This is a genomic window from Variovorax sp. TBS-050B (assembly GCF_029893635.1).
GTDB lineage: Bacteria > Pseudomonadota > Gammaproteobacteria > Burkholderiales > Burkholderiaceae_C > Variovorax.
This window is the reverse complement of record NZ_JARXYR010000001.1, coordinates 433,967-459,772: the sequence shown is the minus strand read 5'-3', so window position 1 is coordinate 459,772 and position 25,806 is coordinate 433,967. Positions and strand designations below refer to the sequence as shown.

Sequence of the window (25,806 nt, the reverse complement as noted above, 5' to 3'; positions counted from 1 at the left end):
CGGGGCTCAGGCCCGCGCCAGGTCGATCACCGCCTTGGCGAAGGCCTCGGGCGCTTCCTGCGGCAGGTTGTGGCCGATGCCGCCGCTGACGAGCCGGTGCTCGTAGCGGCCCGAGAACTTCTTCGCGTAGCTGCTCGGCTCGGGATGCGGCGCGCCGTTGGCGTCGCCTTCGAGCGTGATGGTCGGCACGGCGATGGTCGGCGCCTTCGCGAGCCGGTCCTCGAGCGCCTGGTACTTCGCTTCGCCGTCGGCCAGGCCCAGGCGCCAGCGGTAGTTGTGCACCACGACCGCGACATGGTCGGGGTTGTCGAAGGCGCGCGCGCTGCGTTCGAAGGTGGCGTCGTCGAAGTTCCACTTGGGCGAGGCGAGCTGCCAGATCAGCTTGGAGAACGCGTTGCGGTTCTTGTCGTAGCCCTCGCGGCCGCGCTCGGTCGCGAAGTAGTACTGGTACCACCACTGGAACTCGGCCTGCGGCGGCAGCGGCACCTTGCCCGCCTGCTGGCTGCCGATCAGGTAGCCGCTGACCGAGACCAGCGCCTTCACGCGCTCGGGCCAGAGCGCGGCCATGATGCAGGCGGTGCGCGCGCCCCAGTCGCAGCCGGCGACGGTGGCGACCTGGATCCTGAGCGCATCCATCAGCGCGACGATGTCGACCGCGACCACCGACTGCTGGCCGTTGCGCGGCGTGTCGGCCGAGAGGAAGCGGGTGCTGCCGTAGCCGCGCAGGTACGGCACGATCACGCGGTAGCCGGCCGCGGCGAGCATCGGCGCGACGTCGACGAACATGTGGATGTCGTAGGGCCAGCCGTGCAGCAGGATCACGGGCGGGCCGTCGGCCGGGCCGGCCTCGTGGTAGCCGATGCTGAGGCTGCCGGCGTCGATGTTCTTGATCGGCTCGAGGCGGCGCGTGCTGCCGGCGCGGGGACCGGCCGTCTGCGCGAAGGCGGGCACGGCCGAGACCAGCTGGGCCGCGGCGGCGCCGAGCGCAGCCTTGGCGAGGAAGGCGCGGCGCGGCAGCAGGGGTGTTGCAGTCGTCATGGGAGAAATCCGGGATCGTTGGATGGGGAACGCTCAGAGGGTGCCGTGGGCGGCGCCGCGCGCCTGGGCCTGCACCGCGGCGCGGTCCAGCGTGCTCACGAAGGCCTGCGGCAGGCCGGCCTCGGCGCCGTCGGCGTACGGGTTGCCTTCGCGCGCGGCGGCAACGGCCTCGGCGCGCACGTCCTTGCGGGCGAGGGCCGTCGGCAGCGCCGGCGCCACGTCGGCCGAGGCGCCTTCGCGGTAGGGATCGGCACTGTGCGCGGCGGCCACCGCTTGCGCCCGGACGTCGGCGCGGCTCGCACTGGGGTGGAACTGCAGCACGCCCTGGTATTGCTCGGCGCTCGCGTGGAGGGCGAACAGCGAGGAGAGGGCGGCGGCGGCGAGAAGGGCGGGGACTTTCATGATGATTCCTTTCGAGGTTGGCGGTGGCCCGTCGGCAGGCGCGCCGCAGAGGTGGAGACCGTTCGGATGGGGTGCGGTTTCGATCCGACAGCGCGATTGTTCGGCGCGCCTGCGCCGTGGCGCACCGGTTCGTATGCCTCTGTATCCGCGGCGCTTTCGCGCACACTAAATTTCAATCGGGGGGCCGTCGCGTCGGCGCGGCGCGCGCGATGAGCCGCGTGCCGGCGTTGAATTTCGTGCTGCAAGCGTGGAGATCACCGCTCGCAGCGCGGGGGGCACGCCAGGCCAGGCATGCAGCGCCCATCCTCGATGGGCCGCATCTGCTGCGGAAGGACCCGTTGCAGGTCCATGCCACGCCCTCACGGGCGCGTTCATCCGGTGTGTGAAGGGGGAGGGGGGTCGCCCCTCAGGCGATCATCGATTCCAGGTCGGACGCGAGTTCGCGCGGCGCGGGCATGTCGTGCACCACTTCTTCCGACAGGCCGATGGCATCGGCCGAGGCGGCGGGCCAGACATGCCGGGTGTCGCCGATCGGGAGTCCCTCGCGCTCCAGCGCCACGCGCCACACCGCCAGGTGCAGTACGTTGGCGAGCGCGTCGGTGCGGCCCGACTCCATGGGGTTCGCGAAGCAGGCGAGGGCGCTCGTGAACTCGGAGGCGAATTCCCAGCGCGCGGCCAGCCGCGCGCTCACGTCGCCGTAGTGGTAGCCGAACTTCTGCGCCTCGACCTCGAGGCGCCCCATCGCGTCGAAGGGATGGACGGCGTTGAGCCTGGCCATCTCGTCCTTCATGGCACGGGCCATGATCAGGTGGCCGATGGCATGCATGCTGCCGACGGTGAAGGCCAGGCTGTGGTCGATGCCGCGCGTCTTGCCCGCGAGGTAGCGCGCGACCGCGGCCACGCGCAGGCTGTGCGCCCAGAACGCGGGCAGGTCCACGTTGTCGACCTTCTGGAAGGTGCCCTTGAGCCCCGAACTCACCACCAGCGATCGGATCGCCGAGAAACCCAGCAGCTGGATCGCGTCCTGGATCGAGACGATCTTGCGGCGCAGCCCGAAGTAGGGCGAGTTGACCATCCGCAGCACCCTGGCGGTCAGCACCTGGTCGAGCTCGAGCTTGCGCGCCACCGCCGGAACGGACGCATCCTCGCTGCGCAGCATCTCGATGAGGTCGAACACCACCTTGGGCACCGTCGGGAGCAGGTGGGCATCGGCAAACAGTTCGTCCAGGGTCATGGCGATCTCGGCTTTGGTTTTTCGCTGGCGAGATTCTCATTCAAACTTAAGGTTGCATGTGGATGTCGAGCGAAATCCGGTCTTGTTCGGCCAATTGCGCCGTGGACTTCCCGCAACAGCGCATCCATCGCTAGCGGGTTCCCGGTATTGCGCATTCGGTCAAAGCAGCGTAATAGCGCCGCACCGGCTCGATGCCATGCCGCCAGGGCGGCATCGCATGCAACGTTCTGTGGCAAGGCACAGCGCCGACACACAGGCATACAGAGAAGGCGCGAGGGGGCGCAGGCCGCTCCTAGAGTCGGCGCCGTCGGCATCCAGCCGATCCCTCTCTCCGTCTCTCAACGTCGAACCCAGGAAGAACCGTCATGACAAAGTCTCCCGGCCGCCGCATCGGCATGGCCCTGATCGCCGCCGCACTCGGTCTCGCAGCGCTCGTGCCGCTGCAGTCCTTCGCGCAGCAACAGCAACAGCAACCACAGGCGCAGAAGCCCACCATCGTGCTGGTGCATGGCGCCTTCGCGGATTCCTCGAGCTGGGACGGCGTGGTGCGCGGCCTGCAGGCGCGGCACTACCCGGTGATCGCGGCTGCGAACGCACTGCGCGGGCCGAAGGCCGACGCGGCCTCGGTGGCCGGCGTCATCGACTCGATCCAGGGTCCCGTGGTGCTCGTGGGTCATTCCTATGGCGGCTCGGTCATCTCGGCCGCGGCAATCGGCAAGGCCAACGTGAAGGCGCTGGTCTATGTCGCGGCCTTCGCGCCCGAGGCGGGCGAGACCGCGCTGGGCCTCACGGGCAAGTTCCCCGGCAGCACGCTCGGCCCCACGCTGGCGCCGCCGGTGCCGCTCGCCGACGGTGGCAAGGACCTCTACATCCAGCAGGACAGGTTCCCGGCCCAGTTCGCGGCCGACGTGCCGCTCGCCAAGGCGAAGCTGATGGCCGTGGGACAGCGTCCGATCGCCGAGGCCGCGCTCAACGAGGCGGCCGAGGCGCCGGCGTGGAAGTCGGTGCCCTCGTGGTTCGTCTACGGCGACCGCGACAAGAACATTCCACCGGCCGCGATGGCCTTCATGGCGCAGCGCGCGCATGCGGTGAAGACGACCGTAGTCAAGGGCGCTTCGCACGTGGTGATGACCTCGAAGCCGGAGGCGGTGACGAAGGTGATCGTGGAGGCGGCGACGCACTGAGGCGGCGCCGGTCCGCTTCAGTCCCGCGACGGTTTCGATCCGCGCGGCCTAGACCGCCCGCGGCGTGCGTTCCGCCCCTGCGCCTGGCAGCTCCAGGCGGAACGTCGACCCGCCTTCACCGGTCTGCTGCAGCGTGACGTCGCCGCCATGGCGTCTGGCGATCTCGCGTGCGAGGTGGAGGCCGAGGCCGGTGCCGGCCACCGCGGTCGCGGTTTCCGCGCGGAAGTACTTTTCGAAGACGCGGCCGGCATCGTCGTGGGCGATGCCCGGGCCGCGGTCGATCACGTCCACCTGGACGGCATCGCCCGCCTGCCGCAGCACGATGCGAACGGGCGCTTCCGGCGGCGAATACTTGAGGGCGTTCTGCATCAGGTTCTGCAGCGCGATCTCGATCAGTGCACGATCGCCCCGCACTGGGCGCAGCGAACCCTGCACCTCCAGGGCCAGGCGCGACCCGCCCGGCATCGCGAAGGTGTCGCAGAGGCCGCGCGCGAGGGCGGCCATGTCCACGTCTTCCACACGCAGGACCCGGTTCTCGGGCTGCAGCCGGTCTGCGAGCAGGACGTTCTCGATCAGCATCGTCAGCCGTTGCACCGCCCGCCGTATGCGCTCGGTGCGCTGCCTGAGCACGGGTTCCGTTCCGAGCCTGGAGAGGTCGAGCGACTGCGCGGCGCCGTCGATCACGGTGAGCGGCGTGCGGAACTCGTGCGACACCATCGAGACGAACTCGCGCTGCTGCGCGATCGCCTGGCGCTCCACTTCGAGCGACTGGCGCAACTGGGCCTCCAGCCGCGTCCGCGCGGCGATCTCCTCGTGCAGTGCCGCATTGGTGCGCGCAAGTTCGGCGGTGCGCCGTGCCACGGTGGATTCCAGGGCCTGCTCGGCCTCGAGCCTGACCGCGAGCACGCGCTCGCGCTCGGCGCGGTAGTCGCGCTCCGCACGCCGCGTGCGGTCGGCCACCGCTGCGTTGAGCAGGACGAGGTGCGCCATGCTCCCGAGCCAGTACAGGCGATCGGGCGAGGCGCCCGGCACCCGATCGCCGAGCCATAGCTTGAGCAGGCCGTAGAGTCCCAGCACCGTGCCGGTGGCGAAGGCCGAGGCAGGCAGCAGGTACTGGAACTGCCTTCGCACCAAGAGCAGGTAGCAGACGAAGAGCGCGCCGAACAACGTCGATGCGGCGCTGCCGGCACTCACCCAGGGAGCGATCGCGCTGTGGTAGCCCGCCACCGCGAGCACGAAGGCCGCGAGGTTGAACACGACGACCGCATCGAAGACGCGTGCCGCCGGCACCCAGTGGCGCCGGAACTGGAAGATGCGCGCCATGAAGGCCGTCCCGACCACGTTGAAGAGGCAGTTGACCGCCAGCAGCGTCTGCGCGACGCGCTCGGGGCGCGTGGCGAGGAGCCACTCGGCCGCAAAGCCCTGGCGGTTCATGCTCAGCGCCGCGATGCAGAAAACATAGAGCGCGTAATGGGCGTAGAGCCCGTCGCGCAACCAGACCCAGAAGATCAGGTTCATGCAGACCACGAGCGCCGCGGCGCCCAGCAGCACGCCGAACGTCGTGTAGTCGGCCGTTCGCGCGCGCTCGAAGCCGCCGGGCTGCCAGAGATCGAGTTCGGCCCGCAGCGATGGTCCATCGTTGCGCAGCCGCAGAAAGTACCGGGCCGGCTCGGCCGCGACTTCGAGCGGGAAGACGAAGTTGTGGTCGGGGATCTCGCGCGCCGCGAAAGCCTGCCTGTCGCCGAGCGCGGTCTCGATGAAGCCGCCGCGGCCGTCCGGCGCGTAAAGCGTGGCTTCGTTGATGCGCGGCGGCCGCACGCGCAGCAGCCATCGCGCGGGTGCATCGTGCGTGCGCGAGAGCGAAAAGCGCAGCCACACCGCATCGCGGCTGAAGCCCTCCTGCACCGAACCCTGGAGCGCTTCGAAGCCCTGCGCCCGCGCGCCGGTGGCGACGTCTTCGATGCGCCAGTCGCCCGTGGGATCGCGCAGGATCTCGATCCCCCGGGACAAGGCCACGGAACTGTCCACGCCGTCGGCGGACGACAGCACGGCCGCGCGCGCCGGCAGCGCCAGGGTCCACAGCAGCAGCGGCAGCAGCCACGCCCATGCGAGCAGCAGGCATGCGCAGCGGGCGAGGGCACGTGACGGGCGCGCGTGCTTGCGGGTGTGTTCGGCGTCGAGGCGCATCGGGGCGCGACTTTATACTTTCCGCCCCATGCCATCCCCGAGCCCGCGCACCGGTCTTCGCATCCACGTGATCGAAGACGACGAAGACATTCGCGCAGAAACCGTGTTCGCGCTCGGCGAGCTGGGCTTCGACGCGCAGGGCTTCGCGGATGCGCCGTCCTTCTACAAGGCCTTTGCGCTCCAGCCCTGCGACATCGCGGTGGTCGACATCGGCCTGCCGGGCGAAAGCGGCCTGGAGATCGTGTCCCACCTGCGCACGACCAGGCGCCTGGGCCTGGTGCTGGTCACGGCCAGGGGCCGTCTCGAAGACCGGCTGCTCGGGCTGCGCGAAGGCGCCGACGCCTACCTGGTGAAGCCCGTGAACATGATGGAACTGGCCGAGACGCTGCACGCCGTGGGGCGCCGCCTCTTTGCGGAAGGCACGATGGACGACGGAAAGGCCGCTGCGCCTGCCGCGCCGCCCCAGGCCGCAGAGTGGCGCCTCCAGGAAGGCGACTGGATCCTCGGCGATCCCGAGGGCCGGCAGATGGTCTTGACCACGAGCGAGCGCGCCTTCCTCGGCTGCCTGTTCCGCCAGCGCGGCCACGCAGTGAGCCGCGACGACCTGATCCGTGCGCTCGGCGGCGACGTGTTCGACTTCGACGAACACCGCATCGATGCGATCGCCAGCAGGCTGCGCCGCAAGGCCGCGAAGCTCGGCATGCGACTGCCGGTGCATTCGGTGCGTGGCACGGGCTACGTGTTCGCGAACTGAGCGGGTCGCCCTCCGCGCCGCGGCCGCCCTTGCCGCGAACTGGCGCGGCCATCAGGATCGGTGAGGAATGGTCAGAAAGCGCCAATGAAATAAATCGACGGGACTTGCACCATCCGGGCGCCAATGGCGGCTGCCCGGTGGATCGGAGATCCGCGGATGCGCGACGCCGCACGGCGCATCGACGCAATCCGCATGTCCTACTGGTCCCGGGCCTTTCCGCAGCGCGCGCACATCCTCGTCATCGACGACAAGGTCGAGGAGCTGCAGTTGCTGCTCGCGGCACTGCGCCGCGCCGGTCACCGCATCAGCGTGGCTTTCGAGGCGCTGGAGGGCTACCGGCGCGCGAGTGCGCTGCAGCCGGACCTGGTGCTGCTCGACGTGCACCTGGGCGCCAGCAGCGGCTTCGAGGCATGCCGGCTGCTGAAGGCGGATCGCGGCACCGCGCGCATTCCGGTGATCTTTCTGAGCGCAAGCCACGCGCTGGAAGAGCGGTTGACCGGCCTGCGCGAGGGTGGCGTCGACTACATCCTCAAGCCCTTCGAACCCGAGGAGGTGCTGCTGCGCGTCGCGGTGCACCTCGCGCTCGCGCGCGGCGACGAGGAGGAACAGCCGCCGCAGCACCCCGATGCGCGCAGCGGCACGCGCGGCACCGCGGCGCTTCCGCACGATGCCGATCGCGTGCTGGTCGAAGCGGCAGTGCGGCTGATCGAGAACGACCTCGCGCACGTGCCGCCGCTGGCGGAACTGGCCGCGCGCGTGGGCACGCACGAGAAACGGCTGTCGCGCGCCTTTCGCGCGCACATGCGGCGCACGGTCTTCGAATTCGTGCGCGAGGCGCGGCTCGCGCGCGCGCAGCGGCTTCTGACGGACTCAGCCCTGAGCGTCGAGGAGGTGGCGCTGGCGGTCGGGTTCTCGGGGGCGGCGAATTTCTCGACCGCGTTTCGTGAGCGCTTTGGCAGCACGCCTGGGGGCTTTCGGCGGATGCGGGGTGGGTGCGCGCAGGGCGCGCGATGCGACGTTTGATCGCCCCGAACGAAGCGCGCGATTGCGTTTTCGGTCTGCGTTGCTGGCGCCCAACAGAGCTGCGCGCCGAATGTAATCCATTCGAATTAACCGAGGTTTTCGGCGTCTGCACTGTTTGATTGCAGGTGTGAGCAAGTACACAAAGTCGATCACTTCGTCGATTCTTGACGTCTGCTAAGGCCCAACACCCTCTGACAATCGGCGCCCGTCGCGCTTTGATACGAAAGCGTGGCGAGTATCCAAAAATCGTCAGTGAGGGAGTTGGGCCATGAATCGCCGTCTGTACCGCATCGTCTTCAATGCCGCGAGGGGCGCGCGGATGGTGGTGCAGGAAACCGCATCGAGCACGGGCAAAGGTTCGCGCAAGGCCACGACCGGCGCAGGCGGCTTGCTCGCCGGTGGTGCTGCGGCATTCGCACCCATGCTGCTCGGCGCGGCGCTGGCGGGTGTGCTTGCCCCGCCGATGGCCCATGGCCAGATCGCCGGCGCCGCCAACGTTCCCGGAAGCCAACGCCCCACCGTGCTCGTCGCACCCAACGGCGTGCCGCTCGTGAACATCCAGACGCCCAGCGCGGCTGGCGTCTCGCGCAACATCTACAACCAGTTCAACGTCGGCCCCAACGGCGCCATCCTCAACAACAGCCGCACCGACGTGCAGACCCAGCTCGGCGGCTGGGTGCAGGGCAACCCCTTCCTCGCGAACGGGCCCGCACGCATCATCCTCAACGAAGTCAACGGCGGCAGCCCCAGCCAGCTGCGCGGCACCATCGAAGTCGGCGGCAGCCGCGCCGAGGTCATCATCGCCAACCCCGCGGGCATCAGCGTCGACGGCGGCGGCTTCATCAACGCCAGCCGCGCCACCCTCACCACCGGCACGCCGCAGTTCAACGCCATGGGCGGCCTCGACAGCTTCCTCGTGCGCGGCGGCACCATCACCATCGACGGCGCCGGCCTCGATGCCAGCAAGACCGACTACGCCGCCATACTCGCGCGCGCCGTGCAGGCCAACGCCGGCATCTGGGCGAGCGAACTCAAGGTCGTGACCGGCGCCAACGACGTCTCGGCCGACCACGGCCAGATCACCCCTATCGCGGGCAGCGGCAGCGCGCCCACCTTCGCGCTCGACGTGGCCGCGCTCGGCGGCATGTACGCCGGCAAGATCACGCTCATCGGCACCGAGGCGGGGCTTGGCGTGCGCAATGCGGGCACCATTCAGGCTGCGCCGGGCGCCACCCCACTGATGGGCGCCGGGCAACTGGTGGTCACCAGCGCCGGGCGGCTCGAGAACATCGGCAGCCTGCAGGCCACCGCGGGTGCCGACCTTGCGGCCGCGAGCCTCGCCAACAGCGGGCGCATCGCGAGCGGCGCCAACTTGAAGATCACCACGCAGGACACGCTCGCCAACGCCATCGATGGCAAGGGCGGCACGATCGAGGGCGCGCGCCTCGAGCTTGCGAGCACCGCCGGCGCCATCGACAACCGCGGCGGCACCATTCGGCAGACCAGCAGCGCGGCGCTGGACATCGCGGCGGCGGCGTTGAGCAACACTGCGGGCGGCGTGATCGGGTCCGAGCCGGTGGCGCAGCCTGGCGGCGGCATCGGCACCGAGCCGGGCACGGGAAGCGGTGCAGGAAGCGGCGGCGGAACGACCACCCCGACCAGCCCCGACGCGCCCACGACTGGCGGCAGCGCGGGAACCGGCGAGGTCATCACGCCTGCGCCCTATGTGCCCCCATCGCCGGGCACCCTCACCGCCGCGGCCGGTGCGATCCTCAACGATGGCGGCAAGGTCTACGCGGGCGGCGCGATCAATCTGCAAAGCGCCAACATCAACAACAGCGGCGGCACCTTGAGTCTCGCCAGCATGGCGGTCAGCCAGCCCAGCTTCGACAACCGGGGCGGCACGCTCAACGTCGCGAACGGCTTCAGCGCCGATGTCGGGCGCTTCGACAACACCGGCGGCACCCTCAATGCCGGTCGCCTCGACATCACGACCACGGGCGACTTCGTCAACGTCGACGGCAAGCTCGCGAGCGGCGGCGATGCGAATCTCAGCATCGGCGGGAACGCGGACAACACGCGCGGCACGATCTCGGCCACCGGGGCGCTGAACGCCAGCGTGGCAGGGGCCGCCAACAACGCCGGCGGCACGCTGATCGCGAACCAGGCGCTGACGTTTGGTGCGGGCGCGCTCGACAACACGCAGGGCAGCATCCAGTCGTCACAGGCCGGCGTGCAAGTGACGGTCAGCAACCAGTTGCTCAACGGCACCGGCGGCACCATCGGCGCTGCGACGGACCTGAGCCTGCAGGCGGGGTCGATGCGCAACAGCGGGTCGCTGCGCGCCACCAACGATGCGACGCTCAGTGTCACCGGCGACTTCGCGCACGACGGCAGCCTCACGGCCGGACGCCACGTCACCGTAACTGCCGGCAGCCTGCAAGGCGGCAGCGACAGCGTGCTCGGCGCCGGCGTGCAGAACGACGGCAGCCTCGGAGCGGCCGGTGATCTGCGCGTGACCACCTCCGGCGCGCTCGCGGCGGGCGGCAAGAACCTCGCGGCCGGCGACGCGGTGCTGCAGGGCGCGAGGGTCGATCTCTCAGGCAGCCAGACCAGCGCGGTGAACATCGGAATCACGGCCACGCAGGGCGATGTGGTCACCAGCAAGGCCGCGGTCACCACGCCGGGCACCCTGCACATCACAGCTGCGGGAACAATCTCGAACGTCGGCGGCACGCTGGCCGCCAACGCCGCTTCGGTCATCAATGCCGACCGTGTAGACAATTCCATGGGTACGCTGGCTTCCGTGACCGGTGACTTGCACGTCACCACAACCGGTGCCACAAACAACGCCTCAGGCAGCATGCTGGCCGCTGGCGCCGTCGTGCTTGCGAACAACGGCTTCACCAACACCGACGGTCAAGTCAGCGGCCGCAGCCTCTTCATCGATACGCACAGCGGTGCCATCGGCAATACGCGCGGAACACTGACCGCGGGCAGCACCGTTGATGTGAACTCGGGCGTGCTCACCAACGATGCGGGCCTGATTCAGTCGGGCGGTGCAATGGCCATCGACACCCACGGCCAAGCGCTTGTCAACACTAACGCAGCAGGGTATGCCACTGGGCAGGGCGGTATCGTGAGCGCCGCCACCCTGCGCATCGCCACGGGCGCCACGGGCGGCGCCTGGGGTCGCTTGGAAAACCACGCGGGCTTCATCGGTTCGCGCGAGGCGCTCGTCGTCGAGGCAGGGGGGCTTGTCAACGGCAATGCCGGATTGATCCTTGGCCAGTCGACCGTGGCCATCGACACACACGGTGGCAGCTATGACAACCGAGGGGGTCAGACCCTGGCGATCAATGACCTCACCATCGATGCCGGCAGCATCTTCAACGCGGGCGGGCTGATCCGTTCGACGAGAACGACAACACTGCGTGCAACCACTGTCGACAACACCGCGACATCCGGAGTCGATCAAGGTGTCGAAGGCCAAAATGTTGGGATCACTGCCGTCAATATCAACAACACATCGGGTGCCATTCGTTCCGATGTGAACACCACCTTGACCGGCACCGGTCCAATCGAGAATGGCGCGGGCGGCTTAATCTCCGCAGGCAATTTGCTGACCATCGCCGATTCCAATGCGAATACGGCGGCAGCGAAGACAGCGAGCGTGACCAACGCGGGCACCTTGCTGGCTGGTGAAACGCTTGTCGTCGACACGGCCTCGCTCAACAACACCGGCAGGCTTCTCTCTCAAGGCGACATGCACCTTGCCTTGACGCAGGACGTCGCCATGGCCTCGGGCAGCGAGACCATTGCCAACCGTGATCTGAGCATCACGACCAGCGCCAACATCACCAACAGCGGCCGGATCGCTGCCGGAAGGGACCTGGCACTCTCGGCCGCCAATATCGACAACACCGCGACAGGTGACATACAGGGCACCACCACGCGGCTCAACGTCCTCGGCACGTTGACCAACCGCGGGGTGATCGACGGCATCGTCACGCGTATCGATGCTGGCACCGTCGACAACCTCGGAACGGGCCGGATCTATGGCGACCACGTTTCGATCGGCGCCGGGACATTGAACAATCTCGCTGAAACCGTCAATGGCACTACCAGCGCGGCCACTATCGCCGCACGTCAGCGCCTCGACATCGGCGCGAGCACCGTGAACAACCGGGAGGGGGCTCTGATCTTCAGCGACGGAGATCTCGCCATCGGGGGCGGAATCGATGCCGCTGGCCGTGCCACCGGCTCGGCCGCGGCGGTGAACAACCATGCCGCAACCATCGAGGCGAGTCGCGACGTCGATATCAGAACGGGTGTGCTCAGCAACACCAACGGCGGCGTGACCTGGACTCTGCAGCCTGGTTCGAGTCAGCGCGTCGTCGAATATGCGCTTCCCGGCAGCAGCGTGCGCTATCCGGCGAGCGAAGTGCTCTTCAGCATCGGTGGCTTCCAGCAGTTCCCCGATACCGGCTGGAACGGCTGGGCCGCCGTACCCGCCACCAACCCGCAAGGGCCCGGTAGCAACGCCAACATGCGTCTGCTGATCCCAGCGCCAGAGTATCCGCTGGAGAAGTTCCGCGCTTACTACATGCAAAGCCCGGCCAGCAGCCACGATCGGACCATCCAGGAGTGCACGGTGGGAGAGGACAGCACCTGCACTGCCGTGACTGTTCCAGGGGCTTGGTACCCGCGCACCGATCCGATCTGGTCCACCTTCGGCGTCGCGCCGCCGGCGGAGGATGTGCCCGCGGACTTCATCGGCTGGCGCTACCCCGATGTCACGGTGGGACAGACGGGTATCACCAGTTGGGACGGCAGCGAGCCGCCCCATGAGGTGTTCACACCCTTCGATCACCCGGTCACGCAGGCCGAGTACGACCGGTGGCAGGCCTATCGCGCGGCCCACAAGAAGCTGGATGAGGCCACCCTGGCCTTCATCTACACGATGACCGGGCATATATCGCTCACAGGTTCCGACTACAAGCCCACGCGCATGGCGTCCATCTACGACGCTTACGACTACACCGTGAGCTCGTCCACTCCGGTGCTCCAAAGCTCCAAGCCGGCCAGGATTCTTTCCGGCGGCGCCATGAAGATCGACGTGGGCAGCGGCACCAACGATATGAGCCAGATCCTCGCCGGGGGCGCATTGAGCGTCACCGGCGGCACGATCCAGAACGTCGGCCTGACGGTCGATGCGCCCACAGTACAGACCGGCATCGCCATTCACAGCTACATCAACGAGCACGACTCCGGGAGCGACGAGCGGGTCTATCAGCTCGCCCCGTACAACCTCACCACCAACACCAGCGTCACGCTCGCGGCGGCACGCCAGGAGGGTAATGTGGGGTTCACGGGCAGTGGAGCTGGCACCGGCACCTTAACGCGAGGGCAGACCGGTACCGGTGCGCAGGGCGCCGGCGATGTTTCTGCCGGCGCGCGCGTCAATCCGATCATTCAGGTTCCCGCGGCTGCAGGGCCGAGCGGAACTGCCGGCGCCGCCGGTAACGCGCCCACGGTCGTGCGCACCAGCATGCCCAACCCCGCGGTGCCGACCGCCAGCCTGTTTGCCACGCGTCCTGAATCGTCCAGCCGCCACCTGATCGAGACGGATCCGCGGTTCGCCAACTACCGCGACTGGCTGTCCAGCGACTACCTGCTGAAAAACCTGGGGCTGGATGCCGACAGCACGCTCAAGCGCCTGGGCGACGGCTTCTACGAGCAGCGCCTGATTCGTGAGCAGGTGGCGCAGCTGACCGGTTTTCGCTTGCTGAACGGCTACGGCAGCGACGAGGCTCAGTACGCGGCGTTGATGGATGCGGGAGTGACTTTCGCCAAGGAGTACGGCCTGCGCCCAGGGATCGCACTGACGGACGCACAGATGGCGCAGCTCACCAGCGACATCGTGTGGCTCGTCGAGCAGACCGTCACCCTGGCGGACGGCAGCACCCAGCGCGTGCTGGTGCCGCAGGTCTATGTGCGTGTGAGGGAAGGCGACATCGACGGATCGGGCGCACTCCTTTCGGGCCGCAGTGTGAACCTGCAGTTCGCTGGCGATATCACCAATGATGCGGGCACCATTGCCGGTCGCAACGCGGTGGTGCTCACGGGGCAAAACATCCGCAACTTGGGCGGCCGCATCACCGGCGACGATGTCAGCCTCACCGCGCGCAACGATCTGGACGTCATTGGCGGCATCGTCGATGCCCGCAGCCGTCTGGCAGCGGTGGCCGGACGTGACATCAATGTGGTGACCACCACACGTGACTCGAACAGCACGGTCGGCGCGCTTGCGCGCTCGGACGCCTCGAGCGGCGTCGACCTCTCTGCTGTCACGTTGGATCGGGTCGCTGGCTTGTACGTGACCAATCCGGGCGGCAGCTTGGTGGCCGTGGCCGGGCGTGACATGAACCTCGTCGGTGCTGAAGTGAAGAGCGCCGGCGACACCACGCTGGCCGCCGGGCGAGACGTGAACCTCGACTCCGTTACGACCAGCCGGACCGAAGACATCCGCTGGAGCGGCAGGAACACGCGCAACGAGGAGCGCAGCCAGGAAACCGGCACCACCGTCAGTGGCGCAGGCAATGTGAGCATCAGTGCCGGTCGCGATCTCACGGGCCGGGCCGCTACCTTGAGCGCGGGCCAGACCCTCAGCCTTGACGCGGGCGACAAGCTCACCCTGTACGCGGGCGAGAACCAGGCGTCGGCCGAGACAACCCATTCCACCCGAAAAGGCATGAGCCACTACAGCCTGGATGCAGATAGCCAGCAAACCACGCTGGCACGCACCACGCTGGCTGGCAAGGACATCCAGCTGCGAAGCGGCGGCGACATGACGCTCAGCGCTGTCCAAGCCGATGCCGAGAACCTCGACATCCAGTCCGGCGGCAAGCTCAGTCTGCTCACGCAGAGCACTACCAGTGCCGCCAGCCGCAAGGAGAACGACGGCGATGCGGCCTGGGTCTCGGCCAAGGGCAGCGGGCGTAAGGACGAGACCAGCCAGTACAACCTGTTCAACGTCCAGAACCTGCACATTCAGGCCGCGGGCGGCGTGTTGGCGCAGGTGGGGCAGAACGACATCAATAACCTGACCGCACTGGGCCAGCAACCTGGCATGGCCTGGGTGAACCAGCTCACGTCTGATCCCGCTCTCGCCAACAGTGTCGAATGGCAGCGCGTCCAGGAGGCGCACGAGAAGTGGGCCTACAGCCAGACCAGCCTCGGGCCGGTGAGCTCGCTCGTTGTGAGCCTGGTGGTGGGTGTGGCGACCGCAGGGGCCGGCACGGGGGTGATGGGGGCCAGCGCAGCGACCTACCCCGCCACGACGGTGGCCCTCCAAGCGGGCATCACCGCGATGACCAGCCAGGCGACGATCTCGCTGGTCAACAACAATGGGGATCTCGGCAAGGTATTCGACGAACTGGGCAGCAGCGAGAGCATCAAGAATATCGCGACTGCCATGCTCACGGCGGGGGTTGTCCAGGGCATCAGCAATGTGCTGCCGGCCAATCTGGCCAATGCGACGAATGGCTCGGCATTGTTGACCGATCAGCTGCAACGCCAACTGATCGACGGGGCGGCCAGTGCAGTGGTGCGCAGTGCCATCAATGGCACCAGCCTGGAAGACGAACTGCGCTCGGGGCTGACGAATGCGTTGTTGAATACTGCCGCGGCGCAGGGGGCGAACTGGATCGGACAGAACGGACCGCAGGGCAATGGCAGCCTCAATGCATTCACCGCGGAAGTCGCCCATGCGGTCGCGGGGTGTGCGGTGGGGGCCGCAAGGGCCGGCAACGGTGACGGTTGTGCACCGGGCGCCATCGGTGCCGTGATCGGACACCTGACGGCACAGTTCATCAATCCTACAAGCGATCCAAGCCGCACGTCAGAGACCATCGCGTTCTCGCAGATCATCGGCAGCATTGCCGCGACGATGGCGGGTGGGGACGCACAGGCGGTGTACATCGCCGCAGGCGCGGCGGGAAATGCGGTGGAGAACAACTGGCTGAGCCAGAAGCGGCCCAATTTGTTGAATCCATCGGAACAGGAGAGATATGACGCGGCTGTCGCTGCATGCGGCGGCGGCGACAGGGCGGCGTGCAACACGCGGGACCAACTGGCCCAGATCTCAGCGGCGCGCGATGCTCCGTTGCGTGATGCCTGCATTAATGGTGGGGGGGCGCCAGGCTGTCAGACGGAGGTCCAGCGTGCCCAAGCGGCGGGAAACAGAGTCTTCGTCGACGGCCAGGGGAACATTACGGTCAACGGCGTTGCGTTCGCTTCCGCGGGGCCGGTTGTGTCGCCTTTCACGACCTCTACCGCCGGCCAGATCGCTCAAAGCACCGCGGATGGGCTCATCCTCGAAGCTGGAAATCAGTTGATTGGAGCCGGTCTTGGCTTGCTCGTTCGTGGCACTCGAACTGTCTCTCAGGTAGGGCGCGCAGGCAACGGGGAAGGCCTGTTCACAGATGTGGCGCGAGTTCCCTACACGCCGGCAAATTCAACGTTTGGACAGGCATTTGACTTTTCATGCGTCGCAGCGAGTTGCAGGATGGCAGCGAACCTTACCGATACTCCTGAAGCATACGTTCGGCAAGCGATATTGACCGATTCGTCAGGGACGGCACTGTCAAATGTTCCGAATGGACTTCAGCGGTTAGGATTTACCGGAACCGCCCGATACTCGACAACGATGACAGCCGAATCGATAACCACAGCTACCAATAATGGTGCCTCAGTCATCGTCAATGTAACTACTGAAGCGGGCGGCACTCACGCGATTGTTGTTGATTCTATAAAAGGGGGGATGGCGTATATTCGAGACCCTTGGCCGTTAGGAATTGGTTCGAGTTACGCGGTCCCTGTAAACTCTCTTGGCTCTGTTCTTACAGGCAGGGGCGTAATTGTGCGTCCGTAATGATATTAGGAGTCGCCATGCAAAAACAAGCCGATCTATATATCTGCGAGCCAGTGCGGTCAGAGCGGCTAAAATTTATAGCTCTCTTTGACGGGAGTTTTTCCTATGACGCTGAGAAATGCTATTCTGGATATCTGGGGCTTAACGCGGGGAGAGTTAAGCTGATATCGATAGTCTCTGATTTGAGGGCGCACAATGTTGACTGCTTTGGTGTTCCGATTGAATATCGAGATCTGGAAAATATTCCCATGTCCCAGGCGCTCGAGTTTGCGAAAGAACATGCCGCTGGAGTTGGTGCCTCAGTTTTTGAGATCTCGAAATTTCAGTCAAGAGATCCCCCTGTCTATTGGAAATTTGGTTTGAACCAGATTAATGGATTCGAGGAAAAAGCTGGCGGCATAGTGATGATTGATCGACTCGACGGGCATGTTTGGACGAATGACGAAAACGAGGAATATATGTATGACTATAACAACATCTTCTAATTTAATATTCGTTACGAGTATGGATTTCTTCAACTCTGCGGCGGTGGCCATGGGAGAGTCAAAAAACGCTTTGGCGTGCTTGGGGAAGCACTGAGGTAATTGTGAATTTGCAGATCTTACGCGTAACGATGCAAATTGAGAATTTCAGGGAGAGAAGTGAGAAATAATTCGCGCGCCATGTTGGCCGGCGTGCTCTTGGGCGGTCCCATGCTGGCCACAGCCCAGGTGCCCAGCACGCCTCCATTCATCGTCGAACAACAACGCCAACAAGAGCGCGAACGCGCGCTGCGCGAGCAGAACGAACGCACCGTCGACGAACGCCTGCAGACGGCGCCACCCGCCCCAGCCGCACGCATCCCCGAATCCGAGGCCCCCTGCTTCCGCATCGACCGCGTGCTGCTGTCCGGCGAGCAGTCGGACGCTTTCCAGTGGGCCATTGCCGACCTGTCCGGTCCTGATGGCAACGACTCCCCTCTAGGCAAATGCCTCGGCACGGCCGGTGTCAACGTCGTCCTCGCCCGCGCCCAGCAAGCGGTGATTGCCCGCGGCTTCGTCACCACCCGCGTGCTGGCCGCCCCACAGGACCTCGCCACCGGCACCCTGACCCTCTCGCTCGTGCCCGGCCGCATCGCCGCGATCCGCACGACGGCTGACTCGACCTCGACCTTGTTCGGCAGCGGCGCCTTGCTGAGCACCGCCATCCCCGCCCGCGTCGGCGACCTGCTCAACCTGCGCGACATCGAACAAGGCCTCGAGAACCTCAAGCGCGCGCCCACCGCCGAAGCCGACATCCAGATCGAGCCTTCTTCCGCCCCCAACGCCAAGCCCGGCGACAGCGACCTCGTCGTCAAGTACGTGCAGCCCCGCAAGCTGCGCTTCACGCTGAGCCTGGACGACAGCGGCACCAAGGCGACCGGGCGCAACCAGCTCGGCGCCACGGTGTCGGTGGACAACCCCTTCGGCCTGAACGACCTCTTCTACCTGAGCGCGAACCACAGCCTCAACAGCCATTTCCTCTCGGAGCCGAGCTATGGCACCGAGGGGCAGACGGTGCATTACTCGCTGCCCTACGGCTATTGGCTGCTGGGCTTCACGGCCTCGAACAGCCAGTACCACCAGAGCGTGGCGGGTCTGAGCCAGGACTATGTCTATGCGGGCAAGAGCAACAACGCGGAGGTCAAGCTCTCCCGCCTGGTCTATCGCGACCAGCACCGCAAGACCACGCTGGCACTCAAGGGCTGGCGGCGCGAGTCGCGCAACTTCGTGGACGACACGGAGGTCGACGTGCAGCACCGGGTGGTGGGCGGCTGGGAATTGAGCCTGAGCCACAAGGAGTTCATCGGTGAGGCCACGCTCGAGGGCACGCTGGCCCACAAGCGCGGCACGGGGGCCTTCGGTTCACGGGCCGCACCGGAAGAGCAGTTCGGCGAAGGCACATCGCGGCTGCGGCTCTACACGGCCGAGGTCAGCCTGAATGCGCCCTTCAAACTCGGCGAGCAGAAGCTGCGCTATTCGGGCCTGATCCGCGCGCAGTGGAACCGCACGCCGCTGGTGCCGCAGGACCGCTTCTCGATCGGCGGCCGCTACACGGTGCGCGGCTTCGATGGCGAGACGAGCCTGATGGGTGAGCGGGGCTGGCTGATGCGCAACGACATCGGTTGGCCGATGGGTCAGAGCGGGGCTGAGCTGTACGTCGGGGCGGACTACGGCCGCGTGGGCGGGCGTTCGACGGCGGGCTTGCTTGGAAACGAGCTGGCCGGTGCGGTGATCGGCGTGCGCGGCCAATGGACCAAGCTGAGCTACGACTTCTTCGTCGGCGCGCCGATCCGCAAGCCGGAAGGCTACCGCACGGCCGATGTCACGCTGGGGTTCAACCTCAACGCGAGCTTCTGAAGCCGAGCCACATTTCTTTTCTCATCTTCGTGCCAACAGCTTCGTCATGATCAAGCGAGTCTTTTCCGTTCTCACCGCCACTGCCCTGCTCGCCGCCTGCGCCAGCCAGCCCCGACAAACGGCCGCCGAAGCCGCAGAACCCGAGCGGCTCTCGCATCCGCGCGTCGAGATCGTCTACAACGCCAAGCCGGAGCTGGTGGTGCTGGACACGGGCGCGACGCCGACGGCCGGCTTCGGCGGCCTGCTGGGGCCGGTCGGTGCATTGGTGGCGATCGGTGTCGATGCGGCGAGCCGCAACAACTCGATCAACCAGGTCTCGAGCCGAAGCAAGCGCTTCCAGGATGCGGTGGAAGAGAGCAGCGGCGGCGACCTGGCGCTGCACCGCGAGTACGCCGAGCGCCTGGCGGCGGCGATGCGTGCCACGGGTCGCGAGGTCAAGCTCACGCCCGGCGGGCGCGCCGTCGGCCCGGCCCGGAAGATGGACCTCGGGGGCCTGAATCCCGCGCCGGGCTACGAGGTGATGCTGCTTCGCATCAGCACGAGCTATGTGGCGCCCGGCCTGGCCTCGGATTTCCGGCCGACGGTGGTGGTCGACTACGCACTGCGCGACGACCAGCTGAAGCCCATCACGTGGAACTCCGTGGTCTCGAACGGCGGCAGCCCGAGCTACTTCACCTACGACGATCTGCTGAAGGAGCACAAGACCGCTTACGCGGGCCTGCGCGAGAAGCTGTTCGCCACGGTGGGGCGTGTGATGAGCAACGATTTTCCGAAGCAGGAATAGGTCCGCAGCACGGGCTGGCGCGGCTTTCTCAAAGCCCATGCACCAGAACCACCCCCTGCGCCGCCCCCGGCACCTGCAGCGTGTGCTCGCCCACGCGATCGAACCGGTACTCGCGCCCGTTGATCGATGCCGACTTGGTGTTGGTCCAGATCCTGTACTCGTACCCGTCCTTCACCGGCGTGATCTGCAGCACCTGCAGCACGGGCGGCACGACGACGCGGATGCTCAGCTGGCTCGAGGCCCTGGTCGCGCCGATGGTGGATTCTGCAAGGCCCATCGGCGGGACAACAACAAGAAGCAACGCAAGCGGGGCGTGCTTGATGCAGCGCCCCCGGGGCAGTCTGCTTCGGGACATAAGGCGTTCCCCCAAGATAAACCGGGTTGGAGGCGTCTCCCTGACGCCTGACTCCCTTATATCGGCAGGCCGCTGAAATTGTGTAGGCCTGCGGGGTCGGCAATGACTTTTGTCTGTCTAACGGTCCTTTTGGACAGAAAAGTTCACGATCGTGGCATCTCGCACAAAAACGTTAACTCGCTGCGACGCGGCGCCGGTGCGGCTGCTCCATGGCAGGGGCAGGTTGTCCTGGACGAGTTCGATCTCGTGGCTGCCGGTGGCGACGGCCGGGAAGCTGTAGAAGCCCTGCGCGTCGGTGCGTGCCACGTAGGCGCGGTCGAGCATCACGGTCACGCCGCCGACGCCGCCTTCGCTCGCTTCGCGCAGGCCGTTGTCGTTCTGGTCGAAGAAGACATAGCCCTCGAGGCGCCCGGCACCGGCGCCGGGTGTGCCGCCGATGGGTGCGCTGGCGCGGCCCGCGTGGCCTTCGTAGCGGATCGCGATCATGAAGGAGCGGGTTCGAGGGCAGCACGCGCACGGGCTGCTGCATGGCCGTGGTCAGCGCCGACACCACGGCGGGGTTCAGCGACTCCTGGCCGCGCGACGCGGCGTACTGCGCAATCAGCGACCAGCCGAGGCCGAGCGGCCAGCTCAGGCGCGCGTTGGCGCTCAGAAAGCGCGCGTCGCCATCGCCGCCGATGCCGCTGCTGCCGCGCACGCTGAGGTCGAGCCGCGCACCGGCCGCGAGCGGCGTGGTGCCGAGCACGCCCCAGTGCAGCGTGCGCGCCTCGACACCGGCCTGGCGCGAATGCTCGAAAGCCAAGGAGGTCGAGAGCGTCTGCGTCTCGCCGACGCGCCAGGCGTGGTCGATGCCGGTGCGCAGCACGCGCAGGTCGAGGCCGTGGGCGAGGTCGGTGCGCCACTGCGTGTAGCCCCATTCGGACTGGTGCTCCCAGGTGATCTGCGCCGATTGGGCGGCGAAGCTGCCGCTGCGTGCCGCGACATTGCCCGAGATCGCGTCGCGCGAGTCGAATCGGTAGCGGCCGAACAGGCTGGCGTAGAGCGATCGGCGCTGCAGGCCGCTCACGCTGTCGCTCGCCTCCACGTTCGCGCCGAGCTGCCACTGGCGCGTGCCGATGTCGCCGCGCCATGCGGCGCCGCGCAGGTCGCTCGGCAGCGCATCGCCGCCCCAGCGCAGCGAAGGCTGGAAGTAGAAGACCGAGGCGCTCTGCTGCATCAGCGCGGTGCGCCAGCTCGCGTCGATCCAGCCGCCGGTGGCCGAATCGGTCGGCGCCCTCGACGATGAATCCGTCGGCCGTCCGCTGCTGTGCGCGAGGTTGGCCTGCACGCGCAGGCCGCCCACGCGTTCGCCCACGCCGCCGTAGCCGCCGCCCGCGACCGCGTCGGCCCACGGCGCCTGGCCCTGCCAGGAAACGGCGGTCCACAGCGCGCGCGTGTCCTGCGCGTAGCCGGGCACGCCGTTGGCGTTGAAGTTGCGCGTCTCGACCATCTGCACGGCCGCATCGGTGCGGCCGAGCGCGGTCGCCTCGGGGCCGCCGCTCCACTGCGTCTGGCCGCCGACGCTTACCGCGGTACCGCGCCCCGCGGAGAAGCCCTGGAACGAGATGCCGTCGAAGTAGCCGAGCCGGCCCGCCGAGGCATTGAGCGTGGTGCGCCCGGGCTGCTCCACGCTCAGCGCCACGCCTTCGATCGGCAGGCTCGGCAGGTAGACGCGGCCGACGCCGCGCGCGAGCGGCGTGCTCGCCATGTTGATGTTGCCGATGCTGTTGTTGCCGAACCAGCCGCCGTCGAAGGGCATGGCGCGCTGGTCGATGCGCCAGGTGCTGCCGCTGCGATAGCTGTAGGGCACCTGCGTGATCGGCATGCCGGTGGTGCCGTAGAGGCCGATGCCGCTCAGCGGCACCGTGTCGCGGTTGAGGTTCAGGTTGGCCGAGAAGGTGCCGTGGTCGGGCGTGTCGAGATGGCCCGAGAAGAGCAGCGAATGGCTGCGCGCGCGCACGACGCCGCTTTGCTGCGTGCTCTGGCCTTCGATGCGCCAGCCGCGCGACCAGCCGCTGGTCGGCTCGGCCGCGGGCTCATCGGCCGGTGCGGGCTGCGGGCTGTCGTCGAGCACCCGGTCGACGTACTCGGCCTGGTCGGCCTGCGCCCAGGCCGTGGTGCCGCCCAACAGCGGGCCCGCGCCGCACAGGGCGAGGGCGCCGCATCGAAGAAGCCGTCGCCTCATGGCGCGAAGCGCTGGTCGATCGGCATCGAGCCGCTGCGGCCCCACTCGAGCTTGCCCTTGATGGTGATCGGAAAGCGCACCGCGACGCTGGTCTCGGTGTCGCCGGGCTTGTTGGCGAGCAGGGCGATCTCGCGCGTCTCGCCGGGCAGGATCGGCGTGGTGCCCGGCTGCAGCTCGAGCGCGGTGCCGCTCGCATCGGTGCCCGAGAGGAAGCCCGCCAGCCGCCCGTGCGCATTGCCGGTGTTGCGCACGCGGATCACCGGCGTGGGCCGGCCGTCGACGGTCTGGATCGCGCTGCCCGCGAGTTCGAGCACCGGCGCCACGTCGCCCACGGCCACGTAGACGATCACGCCGATGCGCGCGCCGAGCGCCACCGGCACGCCCGGTGCGGTCGCGGCTTCCTTGCCTTCGATCATCACGGCGAAGCGGCATTCCACCGGCGGCGTGTCGGGCGGCGGGGTCACTTCGAAGCGGAAGCGATAGGGCCGCCCCGAAGTGATGCTGAGCTCGCGGCGCTCGATGGCGACCCAGGGCCGGCAGCTGCCGGGCAGCAGCTCGTCGCTGAACTCGACCGAGGCGTCGGGCTTGAAGATCCAGTCGGCCGTCTTGAGCTTGTACGAACCGGTGGCGCTTTCGCGGTGCGTGAGCTCGATCACGTCGCGCACGCGCTCGCCGGGCCGGGTCGAGAGCTCGAAGCGCGGCGGCGAGACCGCGAGCGAGAACTGCGCCTGCGCGGGCCTGCCGCCCGTCAGCAGGAAGAAGGCAACGACGACAGCCACGACGGCAAGGGCGGAACGGCGCATCACGGCGCGACCTCGATCTCGAAGAAGAATTGCAGGGACTGCGCCCGCTCAAGCCGTCGGCCGTCGGCCGTGAGGTCGAGCACGATGCTTTCCTGCAGGAAGGGCTCGCGCACCACGCCTTCGAACACCAGCGCGCGGTCTCCGCCGCGCACCGTGCCGCCCAGCAGCCGGCCCTGGGTGCGCCAGCTGGCCACGAGCTGTTCGCCGTCGGTCGGCGCGAGTGCCAGGTAGATGCGGGCCGGCCGATGGAGCCACGGCGAAAGATGGAGCCGCAGCGCCACCGAGAGCCGGCCTTCGACCGTGTGGTCGCCTGCGCGGCCCGGCGCCAGCTGGCGCCAGCGCATCGGCGTGACGGGCTGGCTCACGAAGGTGCCGGTGTCGTCCACGCGGAAGGTCGCGGCGCCCGCAGGCAGTGCCGCGGCGGCCGCGGCCAGCAACAGGCCCGCGCGCAGGGCGGTGGTGGTGGCGCGGTGCGTGCTCATGGCGCGCTGAGCGTGTAGGTCGCGCGGCCGCTGAAGCTGCCGGCGGGCACCAGCTGCGTGTTGAGGTAGCGGAACGCGAGGCAGCTTTCGAACCAGGTGTTCCGCCCCACCGACAACAGCGTCTGCGCGCCGCCGGTGAAGGCGCCGGCCGGGATCGTCGGTGTCGCGTCGCCGTTGCCGGTCGAGGTCCATGCGATGCGGTGGAACGGGATCGTGTCGCCGCCGTTGCTGATGAGGTTCGGCGGCGTGCTGACCGTCAGCGTGGCCGTGTTGCTGTTGCCGCCGGGCGCGCGGTAGAAGCCGCCCACGTACACCTCGCCCGTGGTCGCCGGCGAATCGCAGAACGCATAGCCCTCCCAGGGGCTGCGCGTCACGGTGCTGTCCGTCGTCATCGGCAGCGCGGCGCCCGAGCCCAGCTGCGTGGCCGGCACCGTCACCGACACCGTGTTGATGGTGGCGTTGTTACCGGGCGTGCCGCCGTTGCTGAAATAGCCGCCGGTCATCGTGCCGGCGCCCACCTGCAGGAAGAGCGCACGGCTGCCGCTGCTGATCGCGACCGTGAAGCCGTGCGCGGCGGGCAGCCACGCGCCGCCCAGCACCGCGAGCGCCAGCAGCGCGCGCCCGCGGCGGGAAAGGGAAGACAACGCAGTTTCCATGCGGCTCTCTGGGGCGGAACGAGAAAGACAGGACAGCCCTGCCTTCGCGCACTGCCCGTGTCGAAAGCCGCGTGTCCCGGGACGTCGGGTGCGCGATCAGGGCGCGGTCGCGGTGTAGGTCACGCGGCCGTTGTTGACCGCGGAGTCGCCGTAGGTGCCCGCCGGCAGCGTGGCCGTGTTGGCATATGCAAAGGTCCAGCTGCCCTCGCGGCGCACCAGTCCGGCGGTCGCGGTGAGCGTGGTGGCGGTGGCCGATGCACCGCCGGCGGCGGCGTTGTTGAACGGCGGGTGCGCGATGGCTGCGTTCGTGTAGCCGGTCGTGGTGCTCGGCAGGGCGGCGGCCGTCACGGCAATGTCGGTCCACGGCACCGTCGGGTTGCCGGCCACGCCGCTGCTGAGCTGGCCGGTGGTGGCGTTGGTCAGCGTGACATTGCCGCTGTTGCCGAGCACGCGCACGGTCACACCGCCGCTGGCAAGGTCGCCACCGGTGCCTGCCACCGGGGTGCCGTTGCCGATGCCGCCGGCGGGCACATCGAAGCTGAGCTCGTTCACCGTCGCGTTGTTCGCGAGGTTGGTGCCGGTACCCACCTGGAGAAAAAGAACCTTCGGAACCACGATCTTGAAGTCCAGCTTGGCGTTGGCGCTCTGGGCCCCTGAACTTGTAACGAAATTTGACTCGGCTTGCGCGAAAATCGGAGCCAAGGTCAGCGCCACGGCGGCGGTCAGAAGGATCTTTTTCATGAAGTTGGAAACTTTAGAGTTAGTAAAAGAAGAATCCGCCACAAGTGTAAGCAATTCCGTGCGCTGGAATGATTCTTAAGTACTCACAAAAAAGCCGGGAGCTACAAACTGTGGCTTTCCGTAAAAAAGTCACAATTTTCCCTGCATGCTGTTGTTAGAAAACAACTTTCAGACTTGCAAGATGGGAAATATTCACAGCGAAACTCGAGAAAAGGTCGCGCAGCCCCGCATGGGACGCCGCGCCGGCCCGTGCGCTTTGCTCAGCTGCGATGACGCTCGAGCACCCGCCGGACCGCGGAATCGAGCACGCGCAACTGGAAGGCGATGTCCTGCAGTTGCTGCGCAAGACTGACGAAGCCGGTCCGCTCCGCTGCCGTGCCTGGGGCCTGGCGCGCGGGCCGCAGGCGCGCGTCCGGGCTCGCGATGCACATCAATGTGTCGACGTTGATCGCGGCCGAGTCCGCGGCAGCACGCAGGGCAGCCACCGCTTCCTCGAGCTGCGTGTCGCGCCTTGCCATGGCGTCCGCCAGCGAGCCCTGCCAACGAGGGGTGCCCGGCTCCTGATCGTGCAGAGGGTCGATCTCCTTCATGGCTTGATTGTGTCGGAGAACCTCCGCACCACGCCA

Annotated in this window: 18 protein-coding genes; 7 read left to right on the top strand and 11 right to left on the bottom strand. The window is 67.4% G+C overall.

Going from position 1 to position 25,806, the window contains the following annotated elements:
• Positions 1 to 6: 6 nt before the first annotated feature.
• The 3 genes from M2165_RS02085 to M2165_RS02075 all read right to left on the bottom strand — a co-directional run bounded on the left by M2165_RS02085 (position 7) and on the right by M2165_RS02075 (position 2,674).
• Positions 7 to 1,038, bottom strand: coding sequence for an alpha/beta hydrolase (locus M2165_RS02085; RefSeq protein WP_280813007.1), 1,032 nt, complete (start codon positions 1,036 to 1,038; stop codon positions 7 to 9).
• 33 nt (positions 1,039 to 1,071) lie between these two features.
• On the bottom strand, positions 1,072 to 1,440 hold the full coding sequence (locus tag M2165_RS02080; protein WP_280813006.1) for a helicase SNF2: 369 nt from the start codon (positions 1,438 to 1,440) through the stop codon (positions 1,072 to 1,074).
• Positions 1,441 to 1,846: 406 nt separating this feature from the next.
• A complete protein-coding gene (locus M2165_RS02075) occupies positions 1,847 to 2,674 on the bottom strand; it encodes an HDOD domain-containing protein (protein ID WP_280813005.1) in 828 nt (275 codons plus the stop codon).
• Positions 2,675 to 3,039: 365 nt separating this feature from the next.
• Here M2165_RS02075 and M2165_RS02070 point away from each other — a divergent pair, with 365 nt between their 5' ends.
• Positions 3,040 to 3,858, top strand: a complete 819-nt coding sequence (locus tag M2165_RS02070; protein ID WP_280813004.1) for an alpha/beta hydrolase — start codon at positions 3,040 to 3,042, stop codon at positions 3,856 to 3,858.
• Positions 3,859 to 3,906: 48 nt separating this feature from the next.
• On the opposite strand, the gene M2165_RS02065 is transcribed toward M2165_RS02070, so the two are convergent.
• Positions 3,907 to 6,045 (bottom strand): sensor histidine kinase, encoded by a 2,139-nt coding sequence (locus M2165_RS02065; RefSeq protein ID WP_280813003.1) that lies wholly within the window; start codon positions 6,043 to 6,045, stop codon positions 3,907 to 3,909.
• Positions 6,046 to 6,073: 28 nt separating this feature from the next.
• Between M2165_RS02065 and M2165_RS02060 the strand changes: the two genes are divergently transcribed.
• From M2165_RS02060 to M2165_RS02035, 6 genes are all read left to right on the top strand, one after another.
• Positions 6,074 to 6,799 (top strand): response regulator transcription factor, encoded by a 726-nt coding sequence (locus tag M2165_RS02060; RefSeq protein WP_280813002.1) that lies wholly within the window; start codon positions 6,074 to 6,076, stop codon positions 6,797 to 6,799.
• Between the two features lie 156 nt (positions 6,800 to 6,955).
• Positions 6,956 to 7,822 carry a DNA-binding response regulator gene (locus M2165_RS02055; RefSeq protein WP_280813001.1) on the top strand — a complete coding sequence of 289 codons (867 nt, stop codon included), beginning with the start codon at positions 6,956 to 6,958 and terminating at the stop codon, positions 7,820 to 7,822.
• A gap of 268 nt (positions 7,823 to 8,090) precedes the next feature.
• Positions 8,091 to 16,757: a filamentous hemagglutinin N-terminal domain-containing protein gene (locus M2165_RS02050; protein ID WP_280813000.1), complete on the top strand. Its 8,667-nt coding sequence runs from the start codon at positions 8,091 to 8,093 to the stop codon at positions 16,755 to 16,757.
• Positions 16,758 to 16,774: 17 nt separating this feature from the next.
• Entirely contained in the window at positions 16,775 to 17,242 is a 468-nt protein-coding gene (locus tag M2165_RS02045; RefSeq protein ID WP_280812999.1) for a hypothetical protein, read from the top strand.
• Positions 17,243 to 17,419: 177 nt separating this feature from the next.
• Entirely contained in the window at positions 17,420 to 19,135 is a 1,716-nt protein-coding gene (locus M2165_RS02040) for a ShlB/FhaC/HecB family hemolysin secretion/activation protein (RefSeq protein ID WP_280812997.1), read from the top strand.
• Between the two features lie 46 nt (positions 19,136 to 19,181).
• A complete protein-coding gene (locus M2165_RS02035) occupies positions 19,182 to 19,919 on the top strand; it encodes a hypothetical protein (RefSeq protein ID WP_280812996.1) in 738 nt (245 codons plus the stop codon).
• 28 nt (positions 19,920 to 19,947) lie between these two features.
• Here M2165_RS02035 and M2165_RS02030 read toward each other — a convergent pair whose 3' ends face one another.
• From M2165_RS02030 to M2165_RS02000, 7 genes are all read right to left on the bottom strand, one after another.
• Complete coding sequence (locus tag M2165_RS02030; protein WP_280812995.1) at positions 19,948 to 20,196, bottom strand: hypothetical protein; 249 nt, start codon at positions 20,194 to 20,196, stop codon at positions 19,948 to 19,950.
• A 250-nt stretch (positions 20,197 to 20,446) separates the two neighbouring features.
• Positions 20,447 to 22,498, bottom strand: coding sequence for a hypothetical protein (locus M2165_RS02025; RefSeq protein ID WP_280812994.1), 2,052 nt, complete (start codon positions 22,496 to 22,498; stop codon positions 20,447 to 20,449).
• Positions 22,495 to 23,304 (bottom strand): hypothetical protein, encoded by an 810-nt coding sequence (locus M2165_RS02020; RefSeq protein WP_280812993.1) that lies wholly within the window; start codon positions 23,302 to 23,304, stop codon positions 22,495 to 22,497. Before M2165_RS02020 ends, M2165_RS02025 begins: the two co-directional genes overlap by 4 nt.
• A complete protein-coding gene (locus M2165_RS02015) occupies positions 23,301 to 23,783 on the bottom strand; it encodes a hypothetical protein (RefSeq protein ID WP_280812992.1) in 483 nt (160 codons plus the stop codon). Before M2165_RS02015 ends, M2165_RS02020 begins: the two co-directional genes overlap by 4 nt.
• Positions 23,780 to 24,427 carry a hypothetical protein gene (locus M2165_RS02010; RefSeq protein ID WP_280812991.1) on the bottom strand — a complete coding sequence of 216 codons (648 nt, stop codon included), beginning with the start codon at positions 24,425 to 24,427 and terminating at the stop codon, positions 23,780 to 23,782. Before M2165_RS02010 ends, M2165_RS02015 begins: the two co-directional genes overlap by 4 nt.
• Before the next feature lie 108 nt (positions 24,428 to 24,535).
• Positions 24,536 to 25,180: a hypothetical protein gene (locus M2165_RS02005; protein WP_280812990.1), complete on the bottom strand. Its 645-nt coding sequence runs from the start codon at positions 25,178 to 25,180 to the stop codon at positions 24,536 to 24,538.
• A 260-nt stretch (positions 25,181 to 25,440) separates the two neighbouring features.
• Positions 25,441 to 25,770: a hypothetical protein gene (locus M2165_RS02000; protein WP_280812989.1), complete on the bottom strand. Its 330-nt coding sequence runs from the start codon at positions 25,768 to 25,770 to the stop codon at positions 25,441 to 25,443.
• Positions 25,771 to 25,806: the final 36 nt, after the last annotated feature.

Bases quoted from the DNA above. Each gene is read 5' to 3' on its own strand.
- M2165_RS02085 (WP_280813007.1), bottom strand. From the start codon at position 1,038: ATGACGACTGCAACACCCCTGCTGCCGCGCCGCGCCTTCCTCGCCAAG.
- M2165_RS02080 (WP_280813006.1), bottom strand. From the start codon at position 1,440: ATGAAAGTCCCCGCCCTTCTCGCCGCCGCCGCCCTCTCCTCGCTGTTC.
- M2165_RS02075 (WP_280813005.1), bottom strand. From the start codon at position 2,674: ATGACCCTGGACGAACTGTTTGCCGATGCCCACCTGCTCCCGACGGTG.
- M2165_RS02070 (WP_280813004.1), top strand. From the start codon at position 3,040: ATGACAAAGTCTCCCGGCCGCCGCATCGGCATGGCCCTGATCGCCGCC.
- M2165_RS02065 (WP_280813003.1), bottom strand. From the start codon at position 6,045: ATGCGCCTCGACGCCGAACACACCCGCAAGCACGCGCGCCCGTCACGT.
- M2165_RS02060 (WP_280813002.1), top strand. From the start codon at position 6,074: ATGCCATCCCCGAGCCCGCGCACCGGTCTTCGCATCCACGTGATCGAA.
- M2165_RS02055 (WP_280813001.1), top strand. From the start codon at position 6,956: ATGCGCGACGCCGCACGGCGCATCGACGCAATCCGCATGTCCTACTGG.
- M2165_RS02050 (WP_280813000.1), top strand. From the start codon at position 8,091: ATGAATCGCCGTCTGTACCGCATCGTCTTCAATGCCGCGAGGGGCGCG.
- M2165_RS02045 (WP_280812999.1), top strand. From the start codon at position 16,775: ATGCAAAAACAAGCCGATCTATATATCTGCGAGCCAGTGCGGTCAGAG.
- M2165_RS02040 (WP_280812997.1), top strand. From the start codon at position 17,420: ATGTTGGCCGGCGTGCTCTTGGGCGGTCCCATGCTGGCCACAGCCCAG.
- M2165_RS02035 (WP_280812996.1), top strand. From the start codon at position 19,182: ATGATCAAGCGAGTCTTTTCCGTTCTCACCGCCACTGCCCTGCTCGCC.
- M2165_RS02030 (WP_280812995.1), bottom strand. From the start codon at position 20,196: ATGGGCCTTGCAGAATCCACCATCGGCGCGACCAGGGCCTCGAGCCAG.
- M2165_RS02025 (WP_280812994.1), bottom strand. From the start codon at position 22,498: ATGAGGCGACGGCTTCTTCGATGCGGCGCCCTCGCCCTGTGCGGCGCG.
- M2165_RS02015 (WP_280812992.1), bottom strand. From the start codon at position 23,783: ATGAGCACGCACCGCGCCACCACCACCGCCCTGCGCGCGGGCCTGTTG.
- M2165_RS02005 (WP_280812990.1), bottom strand. From the start codon at position 25,180: ATGAAAAAGATCCTTCTGACCGCCGCCGTGGCGCTGACCTTGGCTCCG.
- M2165_RS02000 (WP_280812989.1), bottom strand. From the start codon at position 25,770: ATGAAGGAGATCGACCCTCTGCACGATCAGGAGCCGGGCACCCCTCGT.